24 protein-coding genes, 1 tRNA gene and 1 pseudogene are annotated in these 23,796 nt (G+C 73.5%); 11 read left to right on the top strand and 15 right to left on the bottom strand.

The genetic code is table 11. The features are described 5' to 3' along the window. Together ACME2J_RS18225 and ACME2J_RS18220 are read left to right on the top strand one after the other, a co-directional pair. Window positions 1–195 (top strand): YciI family protein (locus ACME2J_RS18225; protein WP_495546366.1); only part of this gene is annotated, 195 nt, incomplete at its 5' end. 7 nt (window positions 196–202) lie between these two features. Continuing rightward, complete coding sequence (locus tag ACME2J_RS18220) at window positions 203–1,351, top strand: RNA polymerase sigma factor (protein WP_495546365.1); 1,149 nt, start codon at window positions 203–205, stop codon at window positions 1,349–1,351. A 96-nt stretch (window positions 1,352–1,447) separates the two neighbouring features. Here ACME2J_RS18220 and ACME2J_RS18215 read toward each other — a convergent pair whose 3' ends face one another. The 4 genes from ACME2J_RS18215 to ACME2J_RS18200 form a co-directional block, all read right to left on the bottom strand. Beyond that, complete coding sequence (locus ACME2J_RS18215) at window positions 1,448–1,624, bottom strand: DUF1059 domain-containing protein (protein WP_495546364.1); 177 nt, start codon at window positions 1,622–1,624, stop codon at window positions 1,448–1,450. A gap of 439 nt (window positions 1,625–2,063) precedes the next feature. Continuing rightward, window positions 2,064–3,446, bottom strand: coding sequence for a hypothetical protein (locus ACME2J_RS18210; RefSeq protein ID WP_495546363.1), 1,383 nt, complete (start codon window positions 3,444–3,446; stop codon window positions 2,064–2,066). Window positions 3,447–3,592: 146 nt separating this feature from the next. Then, complete coding sequence (locus ACME2J_RS18205; RefSeq protein ID WP_495546362.1) at window positions 3,593–4,120, bottom strand: carboxymuconolactone decarboxylase family protein; 528 nt, start codon at window positions 4,118–4,120, stop codon at window positions 3,593–3,595. After that, entirely contained in the window at window positions 4,117–4,497 is a 381-nt protein-coding gene (locus ACME2J_RS18200; RefSeq protein WP_495546361.1) for a hypothetical protein, read from the bottom strand. The genes ACME2J_RS18205 and ACME2J_RS18200 overlap by 4 nt, the downstream gene beginning before the upstream one ends. A gap of 278 nt (window positions 4,498–4,775) precedes the next feature. On the opposite strand from ACME2J_RS18200, the gene ACME2J_RS18195 reads away from it, so the two are divergent. Then, window positions 4,776–5,684 carry an adenylate/guanylate cyclase domain-containing protein gene (locus tag ACME2J_RS18195; protein WP_495546360.1) on the top strand — a complete coding sequence of 303 codons (909 nt, stop codon included), beginning with the start codon at window positions 4,776–4,778 and terminating at the stop codon, window positions 5,682–5,684. Here the strand turns inward: ACME2J_RS18195 and ACME2J_RS18190 are convergent. The 3 genes and pseudogenes from ACME2J_RS18190 to ACME2J_RS18180 all read right to left on the bottom strand — a co-directional run. Then, a complete protein-coding gene (locus tag ACME2J_RS18190; protein WP_495546359.1) occupies window positions 5,635–6,102 on the bottom strand; it encodes a Crp/Fnr family transcriptional regulator in 468 nt (155 codons plus the stop codon). The genes ACME2J_RS18195 and ACME2J_RS18190 overlap by 50 nt on opposite strands. A gap of 82 nt (window positions 6,103–6,184) precedes the next feature. Beyond that, window positions 6,185–8,125 carry an ATP-binding protein gene (locus ACME2J_RS18185; protein WP_495546358.1) on the bottom strand — a complete coding sequence of 647 codons (1,941 nt, stop codon included), beginning with the start codon at window positions 8,123–8,125 and terminating at the stop codon, window positions 6,185–6,187. A 100-nt stretch (window positions 8,126–8,225) separates the two neighbouring features. Then, a pseudogene (locus tag ACME2J_RS18180) lies at window positions 8,226–8,762 on the bottom strand (ATP-binding protein); the annotation flags it as partial. A gap of 123 nt (window positions 8,763–8,885) precedes the next feature. Between ACME2J_RS18180 and ACME2J_RS18175 the strand changes: the two are divergent. Both ACME2J_RS18175 and ACME2J_RS18170 read left to right on the top strand, forming a co-directional pair. Continuing rightward, the gene (locus ACME2J_RS18175) at window positions 8,886–10,772 is read left to right on the top strand and encodes an FAD-dependent oxidoreductase (RefSeq protein WP_495546367.1); all 1,887 of its coding nucleotides are present in this window, start codon (window positions 8,886–8,888) and stop codon (window positions 10,770–10,772) included. A 125-nt stretch (window positions 10,773–10,897) separates the two neighbouring features. Continuing rightward, a complete protein-coding gene (locus tag ACME2J_RS18170; protein WP_495546357.1) occupies window positions 10,898–11,773 on the top strand; it encodes a class I SAM-dependent methyltransferase in 876 nt (291 codons plus the stop codon). Between the two features lie 43 nt (window positions 11,774–11,816). On the opposite strand, the gene ACME2J_RS18165 is transcribed toward ACME2J_RS18170, so the two are convergent. Then, window positions 11,817–11,889, bottom strand: a tRNA-Thr gene (locus ACME2J_RS18165). 144 nt (window positions 11,890–12,033) lie between these two features. Between ACME2J_RS18165 and ACME2J_RS18160 the strand changes: the two genes are divergently transcribed. The 3 genes from ACME2J_RS18160 to ACME2J_RS18150 all read left to right on the top strand — a co-directional run bounded on the left by ACME2J_RS18160 (window position 12,034) and on the right by ACME2J_RS18150 (window position 14,484). Next, window positions 12,034–12,213 carry a hypothetical protein gene (locus ACME2J_RS18160; protein WP_495546356.1) on the top strand — a complete coding sequence of 60 codons (180 nt, stop codon included), beginning with the start codon at window positions 12,034–12,036 and terminating at the stop codon, window positions 12,211–12,213. Window positions 12,214–12,287: 74 nt separating this feature from the next. Beyond that, window positions 12,288–13,274, top strand: a complete 987-nt coding sequence (locus tag ACME2J_RS18155) for a PHP domain-containing protein (RefSeq protein WP_495546355.1) — start codon at window positions 12,288–12,290, stop codon at window positions 13,272–13,274. A gap of 7 nt (window positions 13,275–13,281) precedes the next feature. Further along, window positions 13,282–14,484: a LuxR C-terminal-related transcriptional regulator gene (locus tag ACME2J_RS18150; protein ID WP_495546354.1), complete on the top strand. Its 1,203-nt coding sequence runs from the start codon at window positions 13,282–13,284 to the stop codon at window positions 14,482–14,484. Between the two features lie 82 nt (window positions 14,485–14,566). Here ACME2J_RS18150 and ACME2J_RS18145 read toward each other — a convergent pair whose 3' ends face one another. The 4 genes from ACME2J_RS18145 to ACME2J_RS18130 are packed head-to-tail and all read right to left on the bottom strand — an operon-like array spanning window position 14,567 to window position 18,812. After that, window positions 14,567–14,896 carry an MmoB/DmpM family protein gene (locus ACME2J_RS18145; RefSeq protein ID WP_495546353.1) on the bottom strand — a complete coding sequence of 110 codons (330 nt, stop codon included), beginning with the start codon at window positions 14,894–14,896 and terminating at the stop codon, window positions 14,567–14,569. Then, on the bottom strand, window positions 14,893–15,963 hold the full coding sequence (locus ACME2J_RS18140; RefSeq protein WP_495546352.1) for a ferritin family protein: 1,071 nt from the start codon (window positions 15,961–15,963) through the stop codon (window positions 14,893–14,895). Before ACME2J_RS18140 ends, ACME2J_RS18145 begins: the two co-directional genes overlap by 4 nt. A 22-nt stretch (window positions 15,964–15,985) precedes the next feature. Then, on the bottom strand, window positions 15,986–17,029 hold the full coding sequence (locus ACME2J_RS18135; protein ID WP_495546351.1) for a 2Fe-2S iron-sulfur cluster-binding protein: 1,044 nt from the start codon (window positions 17,027–17,029) through the stop codon (window positions 15,986–15,988). A gap of 46 nt (window positions 17,030–17,075) precedes the next feature. After that, window positions 17,076–18,812, bottom strand: a complete 1,737-nt coding sequence (locus tag ACME2J_RS18130; protein ID WP_495546350.1) for a ferritin family protein — start codon at window positions 18,810–18,812, stop codon at window positions 17,076–17,078. Between the two features lie 260 nt (window positions 18,813–19,072). Here ACME2J_RS18130 and ACME2J_RS18125 point away from each other — a divergent pair, with 260 nt between their 5' ends. Then, a complete protein-coding gene (locus tag ACME2J_RS18125) occupies window positions 19,073–19,885 on the top strand; it encodes an undecaprenyl-diphosphate phosphatase (RefSeq protein WP_495546349.1) in 813 nt (270 codons plus the stop codon). 3 nt (window positions 19,886–19,888) lie between these two features. On the opposite strand, the gene ACME2J_RS18120 is transcribed toward ACME2J_RS18125, so the two are convergent. The 3 genes from ACME2J_RS18120 to ACME2J_RS18110 are packed head-to-tail and all read right to left on the bottom strand — an operon-like array spanning window position 19,889 to window position 21,893. After that, window positions 19,889–20,317, bottom strand: a complete 429-nt coding sequence (locus ACME2J_RS18120; protein WP_495546348.1) for a hypothetical protein — start codon at window positions 20,315–20,317, stop codon at window positions 19,889–19,891. Then, window positions 20,314–20,760 carry a VOC family protein gene (locus tag ACME2J_RS18115; RefSeq protein ID WP_495546347.1) on the bottom strand — a complete coding sequence of 149 codons (447 nt, stop codon included), beginning with the start codon at window positions 20,758–20,760 and terminating at the stop codon, window positions 20,314–20,316. Before ACME2J_RS18115 ends, ACME2J_RS18120 begins: the two co-directional genes overlap by 4 nt. Next, window positions 20,757–21,893, bottom strand: coding sequence for a DNA polymerase III delta subunit-related protein (locus ACME2J_RS18110; RefSeq protein WP_495546346.1), 1,137 nt, complete (start codon window positions 21,891–21,893; stop codon window positions 20,757–20,759). Before ACME2J_RS18110 ends, ACME2J_RS18115 begins: the two co-directional genes overlap by 4 nt. Window positions 21,894–21,984: 91 nt before the next feature. Here ACME2J_RS18110 and tmk point away from each other — a divergent pair, with 91 nt between their 5' ends. Together tmk and ACME2J_RS18100 are read left to right on the top strand one after the other, a co-directional pair. Next, a complete protein-coding gene (gene tmk / locus ACME2J_RS18105) occupies window positions 21,985–22,620 on the top strand; it encodes a dTMP kinase (RefSeq protein WP_495546345.1) in 636 nt (211 codons plus the stop codon). 30 nt (window positions 22,621–22,650) lie between these two features. Beyond that, window positions 22,651–23,559: a hypothetical protein gene (locus tag ACME2J_RS18100; protein WP_495546344.1), complete on the top strand. Its 909-nt coding sequence runs from the start codon at window positions 22,651–22,653 to the stop codon at window positions 23,557–23,559. Window positions 23,560–23,796: the final 237 nt, after the last annotated feature.

The raw sequence follows: 23,796 nt of genomic DNA, 5'->3' as shown, positions 1-23,796 counted from the left end.
CCGGTCACCGACGGGCCGTTCGCCGAGACGAAGGACCTCATCGCCGGCTGGATGATCATCGACGTCGAGAGCTGGGACCGCGCCGTCGAGCTCGCGGGCGAGCTCTCGGCGGCACCCGGCGCCGGCGGGAAGCCCATCCACGAGTGGCTCGAGGTGCGCCCCTTCCTCACGCCCCCGCCGACCGTCACCGAGTGAGCCGACGATGGACGAGCGGCTCCTGCGCGAGCTCGCGCCGGCCGTGATCGGCGTCCTCGTGCGCCGCGGAGCGGACTTCGCGACCGCCGAGGACGCCGTGCAGGAGGCGCTCGTCCAGGCGACCCTCACGTGGCCGGACCGGCCGCCCGACGATCCGAAGGGCTGGCTCGTCACGGCGGCGTGGCGCAAGGTCGTCGACGCGGTGCGCGCCGACGACGCGCGGCGCGGCCGCGAGCAGCTCGTGCACGCCGAGCCGGCGCCGGGACCTGCGGCGGAGGAGGACGACACGCTGCAGCTGTTCTTCCTCTGCGCGCACCCGTCCCTCTCGCCCGCCTCGGCGGTGGCGCTCACGCTGCGCGCCGTCGGCGGCCTCACCACCCGCCAGATCGCCGAGGCGTACCTCGTGCCCGAGGCGACGATGGCGCAGCGGATCAGCCGGGCGAAGCGATCGCTGCGCGACGTCCGGTTCGACGCCCCGGGCGACCTGGCGACCGTGCTGAAGGTCCTCTACCTCGTCTTCAACGAGGGCTACACCGGCGACGTCGACCTCGCGGCGGAGGCGATCCGGCTCGCGCGCCAGCTCGCCGCGATGACCGAGGACGAGGAGGCGGCGGGCCTCCTCGCGCTCATGCTGCTCCACCACGCCCGGCGGCCGGCGAGGACCCGGGCCGACGGCAGCCTCGTCCCGCTCGCCGAGCAGGACCGATCCCTCTGGGACACCTCGCTCATCGCCGAGGGGATCGACATCCTCCAGCGCGCTCTCGCCCGGGACCGCCTCGGCGAGTACCAGGCGCAGGCCGCCATCGCCGCCCTCCACGCCGACGCGCCGCGCGCGGAGGAGACGGACTGGCCGCAGATCGTCGAGTGGTACGACGAGCTGCTGCGGCTCACCGCGAGCCCGGTCGCCGAGCTGGGCCGCGCCGTCGCCGTCGGGGAGGCGCGAGGCCCCGCGGAGGGCCTCGCGGCGCTCGCCGCCGTCGACCCCGAGGTCCCTCGCCACGCGGCCGCCGCCGCGTACCTGCACGAGAAGACCGGCGACCTGCGGACCGCGGCGGAGCTGTACGCCGAGGCGGCCGGAGCGGCGTCGAACCTCGCCGAGCGCCACCACCTCACCCGGCAGGCGGCGCGGATCAGGCAGGCGATCGCCGGCGGCTGAGACGGCCGCGACGCGGCTGCCGACCCTCCTTCTTCCTCGTGCGCCGCTTCGCGCAGAGCGCGTCGCCCGTGGCCGCAGCGCTCCTCCTGCTCGTGATCAGCCCGTCGCCATGAAGAGGATCTGATCGCGCGTGTACTCGTGCCCGGGGTGCTCGGCCTTGAGATGCGCCTGCGCCTTCTCGACGAGGTCGTCCTCGGAGCTGCCCTGGATGTACTCGCCGCACGGGCACATGAGGTTGCGCTTGCCGCTGTCCTGCTGCTGCTCGTCGCTCATGGCCCCGAGCATAGTCCGGCGCCCCGTCCCCCGCGGGAAGGAGATCGGCGGGCCGAAGAGGGAGATCGCGGACCGAGCGCCCCGGCCGGATGCCTACCCCCCTAGGCGTACGAAAGCACCCCGAGGGGTGGTTTCCGCCGCGCCCGTCGCAGATCTAGGCTCGCGGCAGGCCGGCGCCTCCCCTGACTGCCGGCTCCGAGGGCGCGGCGCCCGCCTCCACGACCGATAGGGCCCGCCGCTCGGTCATCGCGGTCAACAGCGCGGTGACGCACGCGAACGTCCTCCGGGGAGGACCTGACCCTCCCCGGAGGACCGCCGCGCGGGCGCCCGCGGGCGCTTCCCGGGCGCGAGGGGCGGCGAGGCGACGCCGAGAACTCGGATCGTGTCGCCGCAGAGCCGCTTTCGAGTTCTCGACGGACCGGGCTCGGCGCCCGCCGCCTCAGCCCTGCGGGCCGTCGCTCGGCTCACGGAGCGCGGCGACCTGCAGCCGGCGGCCGACGTGGGCCTCGCTGCGCTCCGGGCGCGCCCAGGCGACGAGCGCCCCCGCAGCCTCACCCGCGAGCGCCACGTCGCTGCGCGCCTCCCCCGCGAGCGTCCGCGGCGCCTCGAGCGCGCCGGAGTCGTCGCGCACGACCGCCCGCAGGCGGTAGCTCGGGAACCGGCCCTCGAGCCACGTCGTGACCGCCTGGGACCGCGTCGCGGTGGCCTGCGGCGCCGAGGCGATCCTCCCCTCGGCGGAGACCAGCCGCGGCGAGGGGAACCCGCCGCCGGGTGCGCGGTCGGCGACGAAGACCCGGCCCGCGAGGTCCGCCGCGCCCTCACCGGGCACCGCGTCGCGCACCGACCACGCCGCCTGGATCGCACCGCGCTCCGGCACGGCGACCGCGGGCCCCTCCGCGAAGCGGGCCCCGAGGTCGGAGGAGTCGGTGAGGGCGAAGACGGTCTCCGGACGACCCGACTGCGAGGGGACGAGGGTCCGCAGACGCTGCGGGAGAGCGCCCTGCTCGGTCCACGTCACCGCTGCCCCGCCCGCGCCGGAGTCGACGGTCCCGCCCCGCGCCGTCGCCCCGGCACCCGCGTCGATCGCGTCGATGCGCGGGCCGATCGTGGGACGCAGCGTCTCTGGGTCGAAGCGCGCGACGAGCACCTGCTGGTTGCGGAGCGGGGTGATGGAGACCGGCGAGCCCCAGCTCACGAGCACCGCGCCGTCGCGGTCGGTGCCGGCCGCGAGCGCGAAGGTCGGCCCGACGTCCCGGGACAGCGTCGTCGCGTCGGTGACGCCGCCGTCCGGGTCGACGACCGCAGAGCGCACCGCGCGCCCGGCGGAGGTCGTCTCCACCCACACCGCGAGGATCCGTCGCTCGCCCAGCGGCGCGAGCTGCAGTCCGGCGGCGGACCGGTCGCGCGCGAGGACGTGGACGCCGCCGAACCGGTGCCCGTGCCGCGCGACGCGGAGCCGGATCGACCTGGGGCCGGTGCGAGGCCCGGGGTCGGTCCATGCCACCGCCGTCGTGGCGCGGCTCACCGCGGCCGTCGGGATGCCGCCACGAGTCGTGAGCACCTTGCGCCGGCCGATCGGGTCGCGCAGGGTGCCGCGCCTCACGACGACCCCGAAGCCGGCGCCGCGCTCGAGCTGCTCGACGTAGGTGAGCGCCGTCCGTCCCCATGGCGCGACCGCGACGTCCGGGGCGAGCACGGCCCGATCGGAGTCGCCCCGGGCCGTGCGCGGCTCGTCGAACGTGGCGGCGGAGGCCGGCACGACGGCCGCGGCCCCCGAGGCGAGCGTGAGCGCGGCGCCGATCAGGCCGGTGCGGAGCGTCATGCCGTCTCAACGTCCCCGCGCGGCGGGAGTTGCGCCGCCGCGCCCGCGCGGACCGAGACGCCGCCGCGCATCCTTCCCGCTGGGCGGGAAGGATCCGCGGCGCGGAGCGGCCTCGGGCCGGCCGACGCGGGTCTCTCCGTCGACGCCTACGTCGGGAGGGCGTCCCGGATGACGGCATCCCCGTTCTCGTCGAACGACAGGACGCTGAGCCCCTCCCGGACCGGGGCGTCCAGGCGCAGCGCGACGAGCACCTTCTGGAAGCTCCACTTGACGATGTCGTGGAGCAGCTCGGCGATCTGCTCGTCGGTGAAGTGCTCGCGGACCCGCGCCCGGAGCGCCGCGTCGGCCGACGAGGGATCGAGGATCACCGCATCGGTCAGCGCGAGCGCCGCCTTGAGGTGCTCGGGGAGATCGGAGCTCTCGTAGCGGTCGACCTTGCTCGCGAGCGTCTCGTCGAGGCCCTCCGCGAGCGCGGTGTCCGTCCGCAGCGACTGGCAGAGACGGCAGTGGTGGTAGCGCCCGCAGCGCAGGCGGACCACCTCGGTCGTGATGGGGTCGACCGTCGTCGCGCGCATGGCCGTCGCCGAGAAGTCGGCGATGGCGTGGTCGATCTCGGTCCCGTAGAGCGGGCCGTCGCCGCCCTCGGGGGGCGGGATCCTCGGGGCGAGGCTCATGCGACTTCCTCCTTGTCCGCGCCGAGAACGACGCGGCCGACCGTCTCGATGCGATGGCTCATCTCGAGCGCGTAGAGCGCGCAGGTGAAGCGGTAGACGTCCAGGGGCTCGTCGTGCTCGAGGAGCGCCTGCACGTCGTCGTCGGACACCGACCCGACGGAGAAGACGAACTGCTCGGTGAACGCGAGCGCCGCGCCCTCACGCCCCCCGAGTCCGTCGTCCTGCTCCTCCGGGTCTCCGTCGCCGAGCAGCGCCGCGACCTGTCGCGTGCACCGCTTCAGCAGGACGGGGTCGGCGGACGCCCAGGCGACCGCCTTGAGCTGGTTCAGCGCGGCCGCGGTCTCCGGCTGCGCGCGCGTGGCGCTGTCGATGGCCATGCACGGACGGTAGGGCGTCGAGGCGGCTCGTCCGAATGGGCGCCGGACGGGCTTTGTGGAGCCTGACAGTGCCGGCGGGGCCACGCACCGAAGCGGTCGAGAGCCGCCGACGTGCCCGGGGTCGGAAGACGCGTCGACCCCCCGGCGGCGGCGGGTGGGCCGACGGAAACTTCTGTCGCAGATCGCCCCGATGGCGCTACAGTGCGCTCGAGGTCGTATCCGAGGAGGCGCGACGTGGTCAGCAGGGGCGTGTCGGGCAGGCGAAGGCTCTCGGGCTGATGGCGAACCCCGTCGGCATCTCGGTGCTGTTCACCGATCTCATCGGCTCGACGGCGCTGGGCGCCCGGGTCGGCGCCGCGGAGATGGAGCGGCTGCGCACCCGCTACTTCGACGTGCTCCGCGCGGCGCTCTCGTCCTTCGGCGGCACCGAGGTCAAGAGCACCGGCGACGGCGTGATGGCGGTGTTCTCCGGCGTCTCCGCCTGTCTCGACGCGGCGGTCGCGATCCAGCGCGGGATGGACCAGCACAACCGCAGCGGCGACGAGCGCATGGAGGTGCGCGCAGGCCTCGCGACCGGTGACTGCACCCCGGCCGACGGGGACTACTACGGCGAGGCGGTCATCGAGGCGGCGCGGCTGTGCGACAAGGCGCAGGCGGGGCAGATCCTCACGACCGCGGTCGTCGGGATGCTCGCGCCGCGTGGCGCCTACGAGCTCACCCCCGTCGGCGGGCTCGAGCTGAAGGGGCTGCCCGAGCCGGTCGCGACGCTCGAGCTCGCGTGGAGCACGCTGCCCGTCGACGACGAAGAGACCCATGCCCAGCGGCTGGACGACGTGGAAGTACCTGCGCGGCAGCGTCAGCCCGCGGGTGAGCGCGAGGTATCGCGGCGTCTGGTTCGTCGCCGCGAGCGGGCAGACGTTCCGCCAGAACCCGGGCGCGACGAGGAACAGCAGCGGAAGAGCGGGGATGACCGCGCCCCAGAACCACCTCAGCGCGTCGTCGGAGCCCGCGAGCAGCTGCACGGCGAACGCGACGGCGCCCGCGATGGTGACCATCCGGGCGGCGTGCCACACGGACAGCGGCACCCTCGTCGGCAGGTCGAGGTAGTTCGCGAACCGCGACGCGCTCGCCACCGGCTCAGGTCCCCTCGAGCAGGTCCGTCGCGAGGCGCAGACGGGCGGCGATGATGCGCCCGAGGTCGAGGAGGACCGCGCGTGCGAGCTCGGGGTGGCGGGCGCCGAGCGTCTCGAACGCCGTCATGCTCAGTCGCTCGAGCTCGCCGTCCTCGAGAGCGGTCAACGTCGCGGAGCGTGGACCGCCGTCGAGGAAGGCGACCTCGCCGACGACCGTCGGCGCGAAGATCTGCTTGAAGTCCCGTGAGCCCCGTGCGACGCGCGCGCCGAGAGCGCCTGCCGTCAGGAAGATCAGCGCACGGTCCGAATCGCCTGCCCTGATGACCGTGTCGCCCGTCCGGAACCGCCGCGTCTCGGTGTGCTCGAAGAGGATCCGCCAGTCCGCGTCGGGGCGGTCGGGGAGGAAGACGAGCCGATCGACCTGCGTCGCGGTCGCATCGTCGCTCGGATAGTCGAAGAACCCACCCGTCATGCCACTGCCGACCTCACGTCCTCACGTCCGGATCCCCGCGGCCGTCAGGCCGCGTCGCACCGCCGGGCCGTCGGCAGCAGGGTCACGCCCGCGCGTGATCGGCGAACGCGCTCGCGTCGCGCGCGATCTGGGCCATCCCGTGGGCCGCGGCGACGTCGGCGGCGGTGGCGGCGAGCTCGGCCGAGCCGCCCGCATCACGGCCCTCGAGCAGACGCGCCTTCGCGAGCAGCGCGCGCGCCTCGCTGAACGGGGAGCTCATCTTCCTGCTCAGCTCGAGGGCGGCGTCGAGGTGCGCCTCCGCCGCCTCATGGCGGCCGAGCAGCGTCGCGAGCAGGCCGAGGTAGTGGGAGACCGGCCCCACGTAGGTCACGCGGGACACGGCGACCCACTCGCCGTAGGGCAGCAGCCGCTCGTAGAGCATCTCCGCGGCCTCGTGGCGCTCGAGGAGCGCGACCGTCTCGGCGGCGAACGCGGACGTCGTCAGCCACATGACGTCCAAGGGGAAGTCGAAGTCGGTCGCGGCGACCTCCTCGACCACCGACTCGGCCTTCTCTCGCTCGCCCTCGTACATGAAGAACATCGCGAGCATCAGCCGCAGGACGGCCATGCCGGGGAGCCCCTCGATCAGCTGCTGGTGCATGCCGAAGAGCTCGCTGCCGCGGCCCTGCTGCCACCGCGCCTGGAGCAGGAACGCGCCGAAGATCTTCGCGGCGTCCGGCTGGCCGGTCTCGTTGCCGAGCGCCATGCTCTCGTGCGCCACGCGCTCCGCCGCCTCGGTGTCGCCCCCGACGAGGTGCAGGACGACGCTGCCGTTCGTCGCGAACCACTGCAGCGTCGGCTGGTGCAGCTCGTCGGCGATCGCCTGCCGCTCGTCGCTGCAGAGCCGAGCGCCCGCGATGTCGCCCCGGGCGAGCAGGGCGTCGATCTGCGCCTCGAGGGCGAAGAACCGCTTCACCCGATCGCGGTGGCCGTCGCTGAGCCGGATCGCCTCGGCGGCGCGCGCCTCGCGGTCCGCGAAGAGGTCGGGCACGCTGAGCGAGGTGCCGAAGCGCTGCACGACGTCGAGCGTGAGGTCGGGGTCGGCGAGGCGGTGGGCGATCTCCATCGCCTCGCGGCCCATGTCGAAGCGGCGGCTCTCGCCGCTGTAGGCGAGCTCTCCGACGAGCGTCGCCAGGAGGCGCGCACGTTCCGCGCTGACGGGGGCGGCGCGGTCGATCGCGGTCTCGAGGACGCCGACTCGCTCGGCGTCGATCTCACCCACGTTGCTGAACCAGCCGCGGAAGTTGCGGATCGCCGCCGCGATGAGCAGGTCGTCGGCGCCGAGGCGCTCGGCGAGCCGCGCCGCGTCGAGCAGGCGCTCGCGGTACCCCGCGTGCCCGGCCTGGCGCTCCGCGTCTCCGAGCTCGACGAGGATCTCGGCCCGCATCCGGTCGTCGGTCGTCGTCGCCTCGAGCGCCTGGGACAGCCAGCGCGCCGCCTCGTCGGGGGCCCGGAGCTCGAGGGCGCGCGCGCCCGCCGCACGCGCGTAGCGGACAGCACGCTCGCGGTCCGACGGCTGGACCGCGGCGAGCCAGTGGTTGGCGAGCTCGCCGACGCGCTCGCCCGGGTCGTCGCCGACGAGCTTCTCGATCGCCTCGGCGACCCGTCGATGGGCCCGCGCCCTGCGGGTCGCCGACAGCTCGTCGTAGAGCGTGTGCTGCACGAGCGCGTGGGTGAAGCTGAAGCGGGCGCCGCCGGCGACCTCCTTGACGAGGCCGGCGGTCATCGCCTGCTCGAGGACGTCGAGGAGCGCGTCCTCGTCGATGTCGTGGGCGGCGGCGACGACGTCGAGCTCGAACTCGCGACCGACGACGGCGGCGGCCGCGAGCGCGCGGCGGGCGTCGTCGCCGAGGCGCTGCACGCGCTGGCCGACGACGTCGCGCACGCTCTGGGGCAGCTCGTAGGTCGCGAGGTCGACCTGCGAGGACCAGCGGCCGTTCTCGTCCTGCGCGATCGCGCCGGACTCCGCGAGATGGCGCAGCATCTCGGTGACGAAGAAGGGGCTCCCCGACGTCTCGGCCCACAGGGAGTGCGCGAGCGTCGCGGCCGCTCTCGCGCAGCGTCGGCACGATGCGGGCGAGCTCGGCGCGCGTCGACTCGGGGATGGGAGCGAGCAGGTCGTCGCTCCCGTGTTCGAAGAGGTGACCGAGAAGCTCGGCCCACGGGCGGTAGGGGCTGGCGAGGTCCTCCTCGCACCGGCCGTAGAGCACGAGCTCCCCGCTCTCGTGCGCCGTGCAGGCGAACTGGGAGGCGAGCCGCGTCTTGCCGAGTCCGGCCTCACCGGTGAGGAGGACGACCCTCCGCTCCCCCTTCGTCGCCTGCTCGAGCGCCCCGGCGAGCACCGCGCGCTCCTCGTCGCGCCCGACGAACTGCGACGACTGCTCGATCGTGAGGCGCTCCTGCAGGGGAAGCGGGGCGTGGGGGGCACGGTCTTCAAGGGCAAGAGCGGCTGGTGCTCGAGCATCTGCCCCCTGCTCCCCGTGCAGCGCGTGTACGGGCAGACGCCGTTCGCGACCGTCCCGAACTCCCACTGCCGCCCGTGCCTGGGCTGCACGCACAACTGCTACGACTTCAACCCGCGGGTCGCGTTCCTCGCCGACCTCCACGACGAGGACCGCCATTGGAGCGGGCTGCGCAAGCTGTTCACCGGGGCGCTGCCGGCGATCGTGCTCGCGTACTTCCTGCTGCCGGAGCCCGCCGACATCGGCGTCGCGGAGTACTACGCCCGCTTCGGGCTGATCGCGATGGCCGGGGCGGGCAGCTTCTTCGTCCTCGAGACGCTCGCCCGTGTCAGCGCCCACACGCTCACCACGCTCTACGGCGCCGCCGCGATCGTCGTCTTCTACTACTACGGCTCGCCGGTGCTCGTGGACACCATCGCCGGCTCTCGCGTCGATGCGGTGATCTGGTCGCTGCGCGGCGCCGTGCTCGTCCTGGCCCTCGTGTGGCTGTGGCGGACGAGGCAGAAGGAGGAGCCGTTCCTCGAGCGAACGCGGGAGGCCGCGGCGGCCGGGTCGGGGGACGTCGCGCTCGGCGCGGCCGGCGTCCTCGAGGAGATCCGCTCCGAGCGACGGACCGCCCCGGAGGTCCGCATCGAAGCGGACGGGCCGCGCATCGTCGCGAGGCCGGGCGCCTCCCTGCTGGAGATCGTCGAGGGCTCGGGGGCGGCGATCGAGTCGGGCTGCAAGCTCGGGATCTGCGGCGCGGACCCGATCCACGTCGTGTCGGGCATGGAGAGCCTGTCGCCGATCGGCCGCGACGAGGAGGCGACGCTCGCGCGACTCGGTCACGGCCCACAGACGCGGATGGCCTGCTGCGCGCGCGTCCACGGGCCGGTCGAGATCTCGCTGACGCCGCGCGCCGCGGACGCCGGGACCGCCGGGTCGGCCGCCGCGCCCGCGGGCTTCGACCCGGCGGTGCGGCGGGTCGTCGTCATCGGCAACGGCATCGCCGGCGTGACGGCGGCCGACCACGTGCGCCGCAACCATCCCGAATGCACGATCGACGTCGTCGCCGCGGAATCCCACGCGCTCTACAACCGCATGGGCCTGTCGCGCCTCATCTACGGGCGCTCGGCGATGACCGGGCTGCAGCTTCTCTCCGACGACTGGTACGCGGCCAACCGCGTCGAGTGCTGGCTGAACACGCGAGCGGTCGCGCTCGACCGCGGCGCGCGGACGGTCCGTCTCGGCACAGGCGAGACGCTGGACTACGACCGGCTCGTGATCGCCACCGGAGCACTGCCTCGCATCCCGCCGTGGCCGGGGTGGGGCGCGCCCGGGACGTTCGCCCTGAGGACGGCCGACGACGCGGTCCGCATCCGCGCCTACGCGCAGGACGCGGCGGTCCAGGAAGCCGTCGTCGCCGGCGGCGGCCTCCTCGGCCTGGAGGCCGCCTACGCGATCCACAAGCTCGGTCTGCGCACCACCGTGCTGGAGCGGAGCTCCGGACTGCTGCGGCGCCAGCTGGACGAGCGCGCATCTCGGCTCCTGCGGCGATACCTCGAAGGCCTGGGCCTCGTGATCGAGGTCGATGCCGAGGTCGCACGGCTGCACGCCTCCGACGGGATCGAAGAGGTCGAGCTCCATGGAGGTCGCCGCGTCCACGCCGACCTCTTCGTCGTCTCGGCGGGCGTCGTGCCCGACATCCGCCTCGCCGCGGAGTCCGGGTTGGAGGTGGACCACGGCGTGCTCGTGGACGCCACGATGCGCACGAGCGATCCGCACGTCTACGCGGCCGGTGACGTCGCCCAGTTCCAAGGCGAGGTGACCGGGTTGTGGCCGACCGCGGTCGCTCAGGCCGAGATCGCCGCGCGCAACGTGACGGGCCTGGGAGAGGAGTACGCCTCCGTGCCGCCCGTGACGATGCTCAAGGTCGCAGGGGCGGACCTGCTCTCCTGCGGTGAGATCCACGGCGACGACGAGATCTGGGACGAGGACGCCGACGCCGGGCGCTACCGCAAGCTCGCGCTGCGCGACGGCGTGCCGGTGGGCGCGATCGTCCTCGGTCACCCGCAGCTCGCCCCGGTGATCACGGAGGTCGTGCGCGACGCCCGGCCGCTCGGGCCTCGCCTCGACGCCCTCCGAGCCGGCGACTGGGACGTGCTGCACGACGATGCTGCGGCCGTGTGAGCCCTCGGCGCCGCCGGGCCGCTCGCGCGTTCGGCGGCAGTCGCCGGCGGGCGGCGTCGGGGGGACGGCTGGACCTCGCCGGACCCGCCCTCGACGGCGCGGACCCAGCGGCGTACGCTGCGAGCATGGGCACACCGGGGATCGATGAAGTGGACTTCGAGGACAACGCGGAGGCGATCTCTGCCTGGGACGGCCCGCTGTTCGATCGCTGGGTCGAGCTGACGGGACTCAACCTCCCGTGGCTCAAGGCCTTCAGCGAGCGCGCGTTCGAGCTCGCGCCGCCGCAGCCCGGCTGGCACGTGCTCGACCTCGGGGTGGGGCTGGGCGACACGACCGCCCGTCTCGCGGATCTCGTCGGCCGCGACGGCCGCGCGGTCGGCCTCGACGCCTCCCCGCGGATGATCGAGAAGGCGCGAGCCGACCACGCGGACAGCGGCGCGGCGTACCTCGTGCACGACGCCCAGGAGCCGCTGGAGGACGGGCCGTTCGACGCGGCCTACGCGCGGTTCGGGACGATGTTCTTCGCCAACCCGGTGGCGGCGTTGCGCAACGTGGCGGCCGTGCTCAAGCCGGGCGCGCCGATCGCGAGCGTGGTCTGGCGTCGCCGCGAGGACAACGAGTACATGTACGACGCCCAGCGCATCGTCGAGGACCTCATCGGCCGGCCCGAGGAGTACGACGAGCCGACGTGCGGGCCGGGTCCCTTCGCGATGGCGAACGCGGACACCGTGACCGACCAGCACCTCGCCGGCGGCTTCGCCGACGTCGCCGTGCACCGCACGGACCGCCCGATGCTCGTCGGCCGCACGGTGGACGAGGCCGTCGACATGGTGACGGCGATCGGTCCGGCCGGCGAGCTCATCCGCCTGTGGGGCGACCGCATGGCCCACCGCCACGACGAGATCCGCGACGCGCTGCGGACCGGCATGGAGGCCCGCCTCACCGAGGACGGCGTCATCGGCCGCGCGTCCTGCTGGATCGTCACGGCGCGCAAGCCCTGAGCACGCGGCGGCCGCGGTGGCGGGCGTCGCCGTTCCCCCTCAGAGCCGCCGAGCGGATTCGAACCGCTGACCCCTTCATTACGAGTGAAGTGCTCTACCAGCTGAGCTACGGCGGCGAGGCTTCAAGGATGGTAGCGAGGGGCGGGCGGACGGGGCGGACCGGGCCGCTGGCACACCGGAACATGGACCTCGCGAGCGCGCCGACGCGCGTGATCCGGGTTCGGCCCGGTCGCGCCGGGTACCCCTGAGGCATGGGCATCATGGACAAGATCACAGGCCGGCTGAAGAAGACCGCCGGCACCGCAGTCGACGACCCGAGCCTGCGCGAGCAGGGCCGGACCGAGGAACGCAAGGGCGAGAAGCAGGAGCAGGCCGCCCGCAAGCAGGAGGAGGCCCGCGAGAAGCAGGCCGAGGCCGACCGCCTCGAGAGCCGCAGCTGACGCGCTTCCGCCCCGGGCGCCCGGCGCGGGGGTGTCCCGGGGCGGTCGACCTGACCGCGCGTTAAGGTCCGTTCGTGGCGTCTGCAGAGTCATCGGAGCCGCGGCGCGAGGCGCCGACCTTCGACCTCCAGTCCCACTCGACGTGCTCGGACGGCGCCCTCGGGCCCTCCGAGGTCGTCGAGCGCGCGGCGGACGCGGGCGTCACGCTGCTCGCCCTCACCGACCACGACACCGTGGCGGGGGTCGACGAGGCGGTCGCGGCCGGCGAGCGCCTCGGCGTGGACGTCGTCTGCGCGATCGAGATGTCGGTGATCGACGGCGAGCACGACGACCTGCATCTCCTCGGCTACGGGATCGACCCCTCGTCCCCGCGCCTCCTCGACGTGCTCGCGCGCTGCCGCGCGGATCGCGCGGCCCGCGCCGAGCGGATGGGCGAGGCGCTCGAGGAGCTCGGGTGGGAGATCGACCACGCCTTCCTCGACCGCGTCCGGGCGAACCAGGGCGCGCTCGGCCGGCCCCACCTCGCGCGCGCCGTCGCCACGCATCCGGCGAACGCCGATCGGCTGCGCTCCGAGAGGCTCGCGCCCTCCGGCGCGACGGCGGGCGAGATCGCCGACGCCGTCCTCGTCGCCTACCTCATCCCGGGCCGTCCCGCGTTCCGCCAGCGCGCCGCGCCGACGATGGCCGGCGGGATCGAGATCCTCCACGAGGCGGGCGGCATCGCGGTGTGGGCGCACCCCTTCTGGGACGTCGACGCCATCGACGACGTCCTCGCGGCCGTCGACCGCTTCGCCGGCTACGGCCTCGACGGCGTCGAGGCGTTCTACAACACGCACACCGAGGAGCAGACGCGCCGGCTCGTCGCGCACTGCCGCGCCGGCGGGCTCCTCACCACCGGCTCCGCCGACTTCCACGGTCCCGACCATGCGCGCTTCCACGCGTTCCGGGCGTTCTCGCTCTACGGTCTCGAGCCGGACCTCGGCCCGCTCGAGGGTGCGCACGGCGTCCGCGGCCTCCACGCCGCGACGAATTCTCCTGACGACACGCGCGACGCGCGATGATGGACGCATGGCGCATGTGACGACATCGGCTCTGCCCGCTGCGCCGGGGCCGATGTTGCCCGGCCGCCCGATCCGCGACGACGACCTCCGCGCCGCGGTGGCGACCGCGCTGCGCCGCGCCGAGGAGGCCTGCGACACCGCGCCGACTCCGTCGACGCCGGCCCTCGAGAGCTTCGAGGGCGCATGCGCGGCGCTCGCCGACGCCGAGGGCGCGCTCCACACCGCGATCGAGTCGGCGGCCCCCGCGGCCGACATCGCCCGGCCGGCCGCCGCGCTCCGTGAGCTCTCCGACGTGCGAGAGCGGCTCCACGTCGCCGTCGTCGACGAGCGTCATCGCACGTTCACCGAGGTCCAGGCCGCGCTCGGCCGCCTGAGGAGCATCGACTCGGTCGAGGCGATGATCCGCGCGATCCCCGCCGAGGTCTGCCGCTGCGGCTTCGACCGCGCCCTCCTGTCGCGGATCGAGGACTCGATCTGGCTGCCGGAGGCGTTCCACGACATCGGCGACCCGACCGCGGGCGAGCACATCCTCGCCGTCGGCCGGCGCGACCGGCGGCGCATCGACCATCTCCTCCTCGAGTCGGAGATGATCCGGCGGCGGACGGCGCTCATCGTCCGCAACGCGGAGACCGACCCCAACACGTTCTCGAGCCTCCGCGCCGTCACGGACACGCGCTCCTACGTCGCCGCGCCCCTCCTCCCCGAGGGTCGCGTCATCGGCTTCCTCCACGCCGACTGCTACCGCACGCCGCGCTGCGTCGACGAGGTCGACCGCGACATCCTGTGGATGCTCGCCGAGGGGATCGGGTACGCGCTCGAGCGCACCGTCCTCGCCGAGCGGCTGCGCTCCCTGCGCACGCGCGTGCACGCGCTCACCGACGAGATCGACGGCGTCGTGGACGGCGTCGCCGACGCGGAGATCGAGGTGAGCCAGGTGCGCGAGGACGAGCTCGCGACGCGTCCCGCCGCGCGGACGACGCGGCTGCGCTTCGCGCAGTCGGCGGATCCGGCCGTCCTCGCCCTCCTCACCCGGCGAGAGCTCGAGATCATGGAGCACATGGCCCGCGGCGAGTCCAACCAGCAGATCGCGAGCCGGCTCATCATCAGCGAGGGGACCGTGAAGACGCACGTCAAGCACATCCTCCGCAAGCTCGGCGCGAACAACCGCGCCGAGGCCGTGTCCCGCTTCCTCCTCACCGACCGCGACTAGCGCCCGGCGCGAGCTCGAACAGGATTCCTCCGTCGTCATGGCCACGGAGGAATCCGGTTCGGCCGTTCGCCGGGGTCGGGCGTCAGCCCGACAGGTACTCCATCGCCTCCATGGGGTCGCTGAAGAGCATCATCTGGTCGTCGGTCGTGACCTGGCGCCCGTAGGTCGTCGACATCTCGCGCTGGATCGAGAAGGCGTCGACCTCCTCGCCGAGGATCTCCGCCACCGTGTCGAAGTCGATGACGAGCCGGTCCTTCGCCCGGATGTCCCAGAACGACGCGTTCTCGATGATCTCGACGTGCTCCTGGTCGCGGACGGAGTCGGCGACCGCGTCGCCCTCCGCGCTCTTCGACATGACGACGCCGACGTAGTCGTAGGACCCCTCGGGGATCCCGGCCGCGCTCTCGGTCACGCGATCACCTGTGCTCCGGTCGTGAGCCCGTAGGGCTCGATGGCGGTCGCGAGCTCCTCCTCGACGCGGGTGAGCGCCTCGGGGAACGACGGGCCGTTGGGCTGCGCTTCGAAGAGGGGCTCCAGCGCGCCCGCCGCCTCGCGGATCCCGGGCAGCCAGTCGTCGATCCACCCCTGGATCGTCTCGCGGTTGCTCTCGCCGTGGGGCTCGGACTCGGTGGTGAAGCGGAGGAACTCCATCGTGAAGTCGTGGATCTGCCGCCACTCGATCTGAGCGCACTGGAAGACGACCGGCGTCACCGTGTCGTGGTTCGCCGCGCCGCCGCGCTCCATGAGCTCGCGCCGGAGCAGCACGCCGATGAGCGACTCGTAGAGGACGTTCTGGGCGACGATGACCTCGGACCAGTCGACGACGGTGTTGAGCTTCTCCACCATCTTGCGCGCGCCCTGCCACTCCGCGTCCTCGAGCCAGCTGCGACGAGCGTCGTCCATCGAGAACGGGCCGTGCTCGTTCTCCATGTCCATCGCGTAGAGGACGATCGCCTGGGCCTGACGCTGCTTGAACCCGGCCTCGAAGGCCATGAAGTGGGCGAGGGTGTCGGAGAGCGCGGCACGCGCCGAGGCGGCCATCGCGAGCCACAGCCCGTGATCGACGAACGCGATCTGCTGCATGTTGCCGCGGAGGAACTCGATCCACTCGGGCACCAGGCGCTCGTGCATCCGGTCGCGCCGCGCGACGTTGATCGTGTCCTCGATGTGGCGCTCGTACCCCGCGCCCTGCTGGTAGTAGACGCGCTCCCACAGCTGGTTCGGGTCGCGGAAGTCGTACCACTCCTCGTGCTTGAGGGCGGTCGACCGGTCGTCCCACACCGTGTGCCCGTTCGCGAACGCGAGCGGCCAGTTGCGGTCGACGTGCCGCTTCGGCGAGGGCTGCGTGTCGACGGTGACGTCCTCGTACAGCGTCGCCCGCCGCCCGGCCGGCTTGAACCACTGGAAGCTGCGGCCGTCGTCGCCCCCGCGGGACTTCTCGACGCCCCCCGTCTTCTTCACGGGTGGTGTTGCGCTCATCGGTTCCTCTCCTCCGTGCCCGTCACTCGTCGCCGGCCGCGTCGGCCGACGTCGTGAACTTGTCGTAGTACAGCTGGTTCTCGTCGATCCCGTGGGCGTCGACGAAGAGCTCGATCGCGGCTTCGACCATCGGCGGCGGGCCGCAGAGATACCCGTCGAAGTCGTCGAGCCCCTCCTCCTGCACGAGACGGCCGGCGACCTCGTGGACGAACCCCGTCTCGCCGTCCCACGTCCCGTCCTCGGGCTCGGAGAGCACGGGGACGAACCGGAAGTCCTCGATCTGCTCGCCGAGCTTCGCGACCTCGTCGAGGCAGCAGAGGTCGTCGACCGTGCGCGCGCCGTAGAAGTAGCGGACCGGCCGCTTCGTCCCGCCGGACGCGACGATGCCGCGCATCAGCCCGAGCTCGGGCGCCATCCCCGACCCGCCGGCGACCATGACGATCGGACGCTCGGCCGGACGCAGGTGGAACCCGCCGTACGGGCCGACGAACTCGATCGGGTCGCCGACGGCGAGCTCGCCGTCGAGCATCCCCGACAGCCGACCGCCCGGGTACTGCTTGATGAGGAACTCGAGCCGTCCCTCGCCGGGAAGCGACGAGAGCGAGAACGAGCGCTTCGCCCCGTCGGCCCCCGGCACGAGCAGGTCGACGTACTGGCCGGCGAGGAACCCGAACTCCTCGGGCTCCTCGATCTGCACCTCGAGCCGGACGATGTCGTGCGTCACCTTCTCGACCGCGCTGATCGTGCCGCGCCCCTCCACGATCGGGTTCTCGAGGCGGTAGTCCTCGAGATCGACGTGGAGCAGCTCGACGACGAGATCGGAGTCGGGCATCGCCCGGCACAGGAGCGTGTAGCCCTGCGACTCCTCCGTGTCCGACAGCGCGAACGTCGAGTAGCGCTTCAGCGACACCTCACCCTCGAGGAGGTAGCACTTGCACGCCGAGCACTGTCCCTCGCGGCATCCGTGCACGAGGCTGAACCCCTGCCGGAACGCCGCGTCGAGAACCGACTCGTCGTCCTCGCACTCGATCTCCTCCTCGATCGGCTCGAAGAAGACCCTCGGCATCCTGCTCCTCTCTCTCCCTGTTCGTCCCTGGGTCCCCCGCGCGCCGCTACTTCTGCGGCGCGTGGAGGATCGTCTCGCCCTGGAGGCCGCCCGGCGCGGGGGCGCCGGTGAAGCCGTGACGGGCGAGCGTGTCGTCGGCGAGCGCCGCGTTCGACACGCGCGCGGACGCGGTCGAGCGCCACGGCAGCCCGCGCGCCTCGGCGGCGCTCTTGTTCGGGCTCGTCACCTCGACCTCGCAGCGGCGCAGGTCCTCGAGCGTCCACAGCGGGATGTCGTCGCTGCAGTGCGGCTGACCGATGCAGGTCTTGCCGTCCGGGCGGACGAAGCCGAGGTCGCGGACGACCTCGCTGAGCTCCCAGCCGTCGTAGCGGTCGAACCAGTTGCGGTCGCCGAGGTAGCGGCCGGGGTTCGACTCGTCGAGCCAGCGGCACTCCTTCGAGCAGTAGAAGCGCGTGTTCGCCTCGGGATGATCAGCCGAGCAGGTGTTGCCGAGCGGATCGACGACGCGCCAGGCGGTGTCCTCCTCGATGACGGCCGGGATCTGGCAGGTCCAGCACGTCGGCGGCGCCTCGGCGAGGAACGCGCTCAGCATGAGCGCCTGCTCCGAGGGGTCGGCGAGCTGGTTGTGGGCCTCGAAGAAGTCCCCGTACTCGGCGTACCAGCCCGGGTACTTGTTCTCGAACCACTCGTAGTCCTTCTCCGTGTACTTGTCGAAGCGCCAGAAGTGGAGCATCCACGAGGCGAAGCCGAACATCGCGTTGCGGTGGATGAGGCCCTTCGTGATGCGCTCGCGCGCGCGGTCGAACATGTCCGGCGGGATGTCCACGCCGAGCTTGCCGAGCTTGAGGATGTACGCGCGGTACCAGTCGTCGCGGATCCAGCGGTCCCACTTGTCGAGGTAGGACTCGTGGTCGGAGCGGTCCTTCGAGAAGTACTCGAGGACGGCGCCGGTGAAGACGTCGAGGTAGGAGTGGTTGATCCACCACGCCTGCTGGAGGTCGCGGACGATGAGATCCGCGTTCGCGTCGTCCTGGAGGACCGTGAGGAGGGTCGCGTACCCGTTGGAGATGTGGCGCGCCTCGTCGGACTGCACCGACATGTACGTCGTCGGGAGGGTGAAGTCGCCGTTGCGCATGCCGACGTCGGGCAGCGCGACGAACGCGACGTTCGTGAGCGCCGTCTCGGCGACGACCTGGAGCGTGAACGCGCACTGGATCGGGTCGCCGACCATGAAGTGCGAGAGCATGCTCACGCCCGGGCCGGTGACGGGGTCGCGGGCGAGGCCCTGGGCGCCGATGTTCCAGCCGTAGGGGTCCGAGGAGTTCTTCGTGTACCAGCGCGCGAGCGACTGCTGCATGCCCGTGTGGCGGACCTCGTCGAGGAACTGCACGTGGTAGCCGTTGCGCAGCTCGTTGTTCGGGATCGCGTCGATGAGCAGCGACATGCAGCGGCCGGCGCCGACCTCGGCGAAGTTCGTCACCTGGATGAACGGCTTGAGGATCTCCTGCCACCGCATCGGGACCTTGTCGGTCATGTTCGACCGCACCGCGGCGTCGTGACCGCCGTAGACGCGCTCGTCCTTCTCGAGCTCCATCGGAAGGTACTCCCGCATGATCTGCTTCATGGGGTCCTTCGCCTTCGCGGGCATCTTGTACCGCGTGGGGTACTTCGCGACCGGCTCGAAGTAGGACGGCTCCCAGCCGAGCTGCGCGATGCGCTCGTGCGTCTTCGAGATGCTGCGGCGCCGCGGCTTCGCGGCAGGGGTCTTCGCGGGCGTGCTCATACGGGCGTCTCTCTCCTTCTCCTCGACGGTGGTGTGAGCTTGCCCGAGCCGACGACCCCCTCGCGTCCTCACCCGAACGCATTTTTGTCTCCCCCGGGGGGTATCAGTACCCCCTTGGGACCCGTCGGCGCGGGACGAACGGCGCCGCCAGGACTCGTCCTCGGGGCACAGACGAGGGTCGCGAGGCGCGGTCGAAGAGGGACCCGCGCGCGCACGAGGGGACGCGTCCCGAGCGCTGTCTCTACGCTCCCTCGCCGCACATGGACGTCTTCCAGGCCATCGTGCTCGGGATCGTGCAGGGCGCGACCGAGCTCCTCCCGATCTCCTCGACCGGGCACCTGCGCATCGTCCCGGCCTTCCTGGGCTGGGAGGACCCCGGCACCGCGTTCACGGCCGTCGTCCAGATCGGGACGATGGCGGCGATCCTCCTCTACTTCCGCAAGGAGCTGTGGACGATCGCCCTCGCGTTCCTGCGCTCGCTCCGCGATCCCGCGGCGCGCGGCACGCTCGACGCCCGCCTCGGCTGGTTCATCGTCCTCGGCACGGTCCCGATCAGCGTCTTCGGCCTCGCCTTCAGCAGCTCGATCGAGGACGCCCGCAGCCTCTACCTCATCGGGACGACGCTCGTCCTGCTCGGGCTGCTCCTCCTCGTGGCCGAGAAGAAGGGCCGGAGGCGTCGCCAGATGGACGATCTGACGGTCCGCGACGGCATCGTCATCGGCTTCGCGCAGGCGCTCGCGCTCATCCCCGGCGTGTCGCGCTCCGGCGCGACGATGACCGCCGGGCTCTTCCTCGACCTCGACCGGCCGACCGCGGCGCGCTACTCGTTCCTCCTCTCCGTCCCCGCGGTCGTCCTCAGCGGCCTGTACCAGCTGAAGGACATCGGCGGCGACGGCGCGGCCGGCTTCGGCGAGACGGCGCTCGCGACGCTCTTCGCGTTCATCGTCGGCTACTGGTCGATCGGCTTCCTCCTGCGCTGGATCTCGTCGCACTCCTTCGCGATCTTCGTCGCCTACCGCGTCGCGATCGGCTCGCTCGTGCTCGTCCTCGCGGGCGCGGGCGTCATCTCGTAGGGCTCAGCGCGGGCGCACGAGGCGGAACTCCGTCACCTGGATCTGCGACTGCCCGCGGCTGCCGGGGTACACCGGCCCCGCCCCGGTGACGACGTCGCCGATCCGCGGGTCCCGTGCGGGACGCAGCGCCGGAGCGACGTCGAGGACCGTGAGGCCGGGGAGCGTGACCGACGCGCCCGTGACGACGACGTGCAGGTCGCCGTCGCCGTCGGGATCCACCGACTCGACGTAGACGACGCGGCCCGTGACCGCGCGGCAGTTGCCGGCGTCCGCCGGGCAGGTCGCCTCGGGCACGTCGCCGCCGGGCTGCGCCCCGGCGGGCGGGAGCGCGTCCTGGAAGCGCTCGAGCGACTCGGTCGCCCCGCAGCCCGCGGTCGCGGCGAGCGCGACAGCGGCGAGGGCCGCCGCCGCCCGTCGCCTCGTCGAGCTCACCCGCGGAGCCCCTCGACGCCCTCGTCCTCGCCGGGCGGCCGGCGGAAGTAGTCCCACGCCTCGACGACGTTGCCCTCGGGGTCCTCGAAGTAGATCGAGCGGTCCCCGCCGTCGTGCTCGACCGGCCCGTCGACGGCGGTGCCGCCGTCGCGGAGCCGCTCGTCGAGGCGGTCGAGGCCCTCGGGCGAGACGCTGAGGGCGAAGTGGACGTGGACGCCGCCCTCGTCGCCCTGCTCCTTCTCTCCGGGCAGCCAGAGCCCGAGCCGCGCCTGGCTCCCGATCGCGAGCCACGTCCGGTCGGCCTCGCGCGCGAGCACCTCGAGGCCGACGACCTCGGCGTAGAAGGCCTCCATCGCCGCGCGGTCGCGGACCTGGAGGGTGAGCTCGGCGAAGGCGTCGGGGCCGGCGGAGACGTCCGGGGTCCCACGCCCGGCGCCGGTCACGCGTGCACCTCCTCCCGGGCGCCGGCGAGAGCGCTCGCGGCGCGGGAGGCGAGCGCCTCGAGCGCGAGCTCCTCCGTCGGGTTGAGGGCGAGCGAGGCGCGGGTGTCGTCGACGAGCGCGACCGCCGCGCGGAGCGCCCCCGCGTCGGGCAGGCGGGCGGCGTCCTCGCGGAGCGCGTCGAGGCGGTCTTCGTTGTGGACGACGTCGGGCGCCCCGTCGACGACGCAGGCGACGTCGCGCAGCCAGAGTCCGGTGAGCTGGAGCGCGTGGTCGAGGGCGTCGCGCTGCGCGCGGCGCGCAGCCCGCTTCGCCGCCGTCTCCCCCTCGCGGCGCACGCGCGCCTGCTCCTTGCGCGGGACGAGGGCGGCGTCGGCCTCCGCGCGCTCGGTCTCCGCCGTGCCCGCCGCCTCGCCGAGCGCCTTCGCGCGCGTGAGGACCGTGGTCCACGGCCGCGCGCGGAGGTCGCCCGCGACGATCGCCCGGGCGAGACCCTCGGCGGCGTGCCGGAGCGCGGGCCCGTCCCCGAGCGCGAGACGCAGCGCGCGGTCGGCGTCGCCGAGCGCGAGCCGCGCACACGCGGCGACCTGGTCGGGCGCGACGCCGTGGCGGCCGAGACGCTCGGCGAGCGCGGCGAGGGACGGCGCCTCGAAGCGGACCGCCTGGCACCGCGACGCGATCGTCGGCAGGAGGTCGCCCGGGCGGTCGGTGAGGAGGAGGAGATGCGCGTAGTGGGGCGGCTCCTCCAGCGTCTTGAGGAGCTTGTTCGCCGCCTGGTCGTTGAGCGCGTCGGCGCGCTCGAGCACGAAGACGCGGCGGCGCGCCTCGAACGGCGTGCGGGTGACGCCGAGCACGACGGGCTCGTCGATGTCCGAGACGAGCATCTCCGCGGCGCCGCTCGGAGCGACCCACGTGAGGTCCGGATGGACGCGCTCACGGGCACGACGGGCGGCGTCCGCCGGGTCGGCGGCCCCGTCGGCGAGCAGCGCGGCGGCGAACGCGAGGGCGGCGTCGCGCTTCCCCGAGCCGGGAGGCCCGTGGAAGAGGTACGCGTGCGAGGCCCGCCCTTTCGGCGGGAGGGCCCCGCCGAGGACGGCGAGGGCGTGCGGATGGGGCTCCAGGGCGGCGAGGGTCACGGACGGCGAGGGTACCGCCGGGAACGGCGACGAGCGGCACGAGACCGGGGTGCGACGTCTTCCGCAGGACAGCGCGGTAGGTTCGGCGGACGTGCACGGAACGCTCGTGACGATCGAGGGCATCGACGGCGCTGGGAAGACGACCCTCGCGGCGTCGCTCGCCGACGCCCTCGCGGCCCGCGGGGTGCCCGTGACCCTTCTGCGCGAGCCCGGCGGCGTCGCGCTCAGCGAGCGCATCCGCGGGCTCGTGAAGGACCCCGCGCTGCGCATCGACGCGGCGGCAGAGGCCCTCCTCTTCGCCGCTGCGCGAGCGCAGCTCGTCGAGGAGAGGGTCCGCCCGCTCCTCGAGGAGGGCCGGCTCGTCCTGCTCGACCGCTTCGTCGACTCCTCGCTCGCCTATCAGGGAGCCGGCCGAGGACTCGGCATCGACGCGGTCCGCTCGGTGAACGCGATGGCGACCGGCGGGCTCGTCCCGGATCGGACGCTCCTGCTGCGGGTCGACGTCGCGACCGGCCGCTCCCGACAGGACGGGCGGGGAGCCGCCGACCGCCTGGAGCAGGCCGAGGACGGCTTCTACGCGCGGGTCGCGCGGGCCTACGACGAGCTCGCCGCCGCCGAGCCGGAACGCATCCGCGTGCTCGACGCTCACGCCCCTCCCGCCGCGGTCCTCGAGGCCGCCGTCGACGCGCTCTCCGACCTCGCGCCGACCTCGCGCGATCGGACCTAGACTCCGTCGCTTGCCCGTGGAGCGTCCCACATGAGCCCGCGCACCCCCGACTTCGAGCTCGAGACCTTCGAGCACGTCGCCGCCGGGCCCGGCACTGCGCTCCTCCGGATCTCGGGGCGCTGGCGCGCGGACGGCCGCGAGCGGCTCTCGCCCCCGGTGCTCGTCGTCGACGACGGCCGTCGCAGCCACCGCTTCACCGTCCTGCCCGGGCCCGACGACGTCGCGCCGCTCGCCGCCCCGGACGGGCCGCTCTGGCGCGCCGCGTTCTCCGCCCCCGCCGACCTCCTCTCGCGCGGCCGCCTCGCGTTCGCGCTGGACGCGGGCCGCGACGTCATCATCGACCTGCCCCGCCCGGCGCAGCGGACGCGGCGCGAGCGCGCCTCCACGGCACCCGCTCCGGACGCCGTCTCCCGCGCGGAGGTGGAGGCCGAGCGCCGCCGTCGCGAGGAGGCGGAGAGCCTGGCGGAGTCGCGCCGCGAGGCGGTCCGCGAGCTCGAGCGACGCGTCGCCGACGAGCGGACGGCCCGGGACGAGGCGGAGCGCCGGATCGAGGAGGAGGCGGCCGCCCGGCGTCGAGCCGAGGAGGAGGCCGCCGACGCCGCGGATCGCGGAGAGGAGGTCCGGCGCCGTCTCGAGGAGGTCGAGGCCCAGGTCGCGGGGCTCAGCCGCGCCCGCGCCGAGGCCGAGCGCCGGCTCGCCGATGCGAGCGAGGAGACCGGCCGCGCCCGCGCCGAGCTCGAGGAGCGCCTCGCCGAGGAGCGACGGCGGCGCGAGGAGGCGCAGGCCGCCGCGCTCGAGGCCCGCGAGGCCGGGCGCGCCGAGGCGGAGGCGCTCGTCCGCAAGGCGGCCGAGGACATCGAGACGGAGCGGGAGCGGTCCGCGGCCGCGGTCGCCGAGGCGCAGCGGCGCGAGCGACTGGGACCGATCCGGCCGGCGTGACCTGCGCGTCTCGAACGACCGCCACTACTACCGCGATGGCGAGGAGCAGCTGTGGCGCGTCCCGGCCGACGAGCCGCCGCGCTTGTGGAGCCACGCCGAGGGCTGGGAGACCGTGCGCATCTTCGGCATGGGCATCGCCAGCCACGACCTCACCGGCGACGGCCATCCGGAGGTGTACCTGACCAGCCAGGCAGACAACAAGCTCCAGACGCCGACCGATCCGTCGGCCGGGCCGGG

Source organism: Paraconexibacter sp. (genome assembly GCF_059438195.1).
Note: the sequence above shows the minus strand (reverse complement) of the source record. Positions and strands in the feature narration are given on the sequence as shown.

Excerpts from the sequence above, each read along its gene's own strand:
- ACME2J_RS18175 (WP_495546367.1), top strand. The coding sequence starts at position 8,886 with ATGGCCGGGGCGGGCAGCTTCTTCGTCCTCGAGACGCTCGCCCGTGTC.
- ACME2J_RS18195 (WP_495546360.1), top strand. The coding sequence starts at position 4,776 with ATGGCGAACCCCGTCGGCATCTCGGTGCTGTTCACCGATCTCATCGGC.
- ACME2J_RS18150 (WP_495546354.1), top strand. The coding sequence starts at position 13,282 with ATGGCGCATGTGACGACATCGGCTCTGCCCGCTGCGCCGGGGCCGATG.
- ACME2J_RS18205 (WP_495546362.1), bottom strand. The coding sequence starts at position 4,120 with ATGAGCCTCGCCCCGAGGATCCCGCCCCCCGAGGGCGGCGACGGCCCG.
- ACME2J_RS18220 (WP_495546365.1), top strand. The coding sequence starts at position 203 with ATGGACGAGCGGCTCCTGCGCGAGCTCGCGCCGGCCGTGATCGGCGTC.
- ACME2J_RS18100 (WP_495546344.1), top strand. The coding sequence starts at position 22,651 with ATGAGCCCGCGCACCCCCGACTTCGAGCTCGAGACCTTCGAGCACGTC.
- ACME2J_RS18190 (WP_495546359.1), bottom strand. The coding sequence starts at position 6,102 with ATGACGGGTGGGTTCTTCGACTATCCGAGCGACGATGCGACCGCGACG.
- ACME2J_RS18160 (WP_495546356.1), top strand. The coding sequence starts at position 12,034 with ATGGACAAGATCACAGGCCGGCTGAAGAAGACCGCCGGCACCGCAGTC.
- ACME2J_RS18200 (WP_495546361.1), bottom strand. The coding sequence starts at position 4,497 with ATGGCCATCGACAGCGCCACGCGCGCGCAGCCGGAGACCGCGGCCGCG.
- ACME2J_RS18170 (WP_495546357.1), top strand. The coding sequence starts at position 10,898 with ATGGGCACACCGGGGATCGATGAAGTGGACTTCGAGGACAACGCGGAG.
- ACME2J_RS18125 (WP_495546349.1), top strand. The coding sequence starts at position 19,073 with ATGGACGTCTTCCAGGCCATCGTGCTCGGGATCGTGCAGGGCGCGACC.
- ACME2J_RS18130 (WP_495546350.1), bottom strand. The coding sequence starts at position 18,812 with ATGAGCACGCCCGCGAAGACCCCTGCCGCGAAGCCGCGGCGCCGCAGC.
- ACME2J_RS18215 (WP_495546364.1), bottom strand. The coding sequence starts at position 1,624 with ATGAGCGACGAGCAGCAGCAGGACAGCGGCAAGCGCAACCTCATGTGC.
- ACME2J_RS18210 (WP_495546363.1), bottom strand. The coding sequence starts at position 3,446 with ATGACGCTCCGCACCGGCCTGATCGGCGCCGCGCTCACGCTCGCCTCG.
- ACME2J_RS18185 (WP_495546358.1), bottom strand. The coding sequence starts at position 8,125 with ATGCTGCGCCATCTCGCGGAGTCCGGCGCGATCGCGCAGGACGAGAAC.
- ACME2J_RS18140 (WP_495546352.1), bottom strand. The coding sequence starts at position 15,963 with ATGAGCGCAACACCACCCGTGAAGAAGACGGGGGGCGTCGAGAAGTCC.
- ACME2J_RS18135 (WP_495546351.1), bottom strand. The coding sequence starts at position 17,029 with ATGCCGAGGGTCTTCTTCGAGCCGATCGAGGAGGAGATCGAGTGCGAG.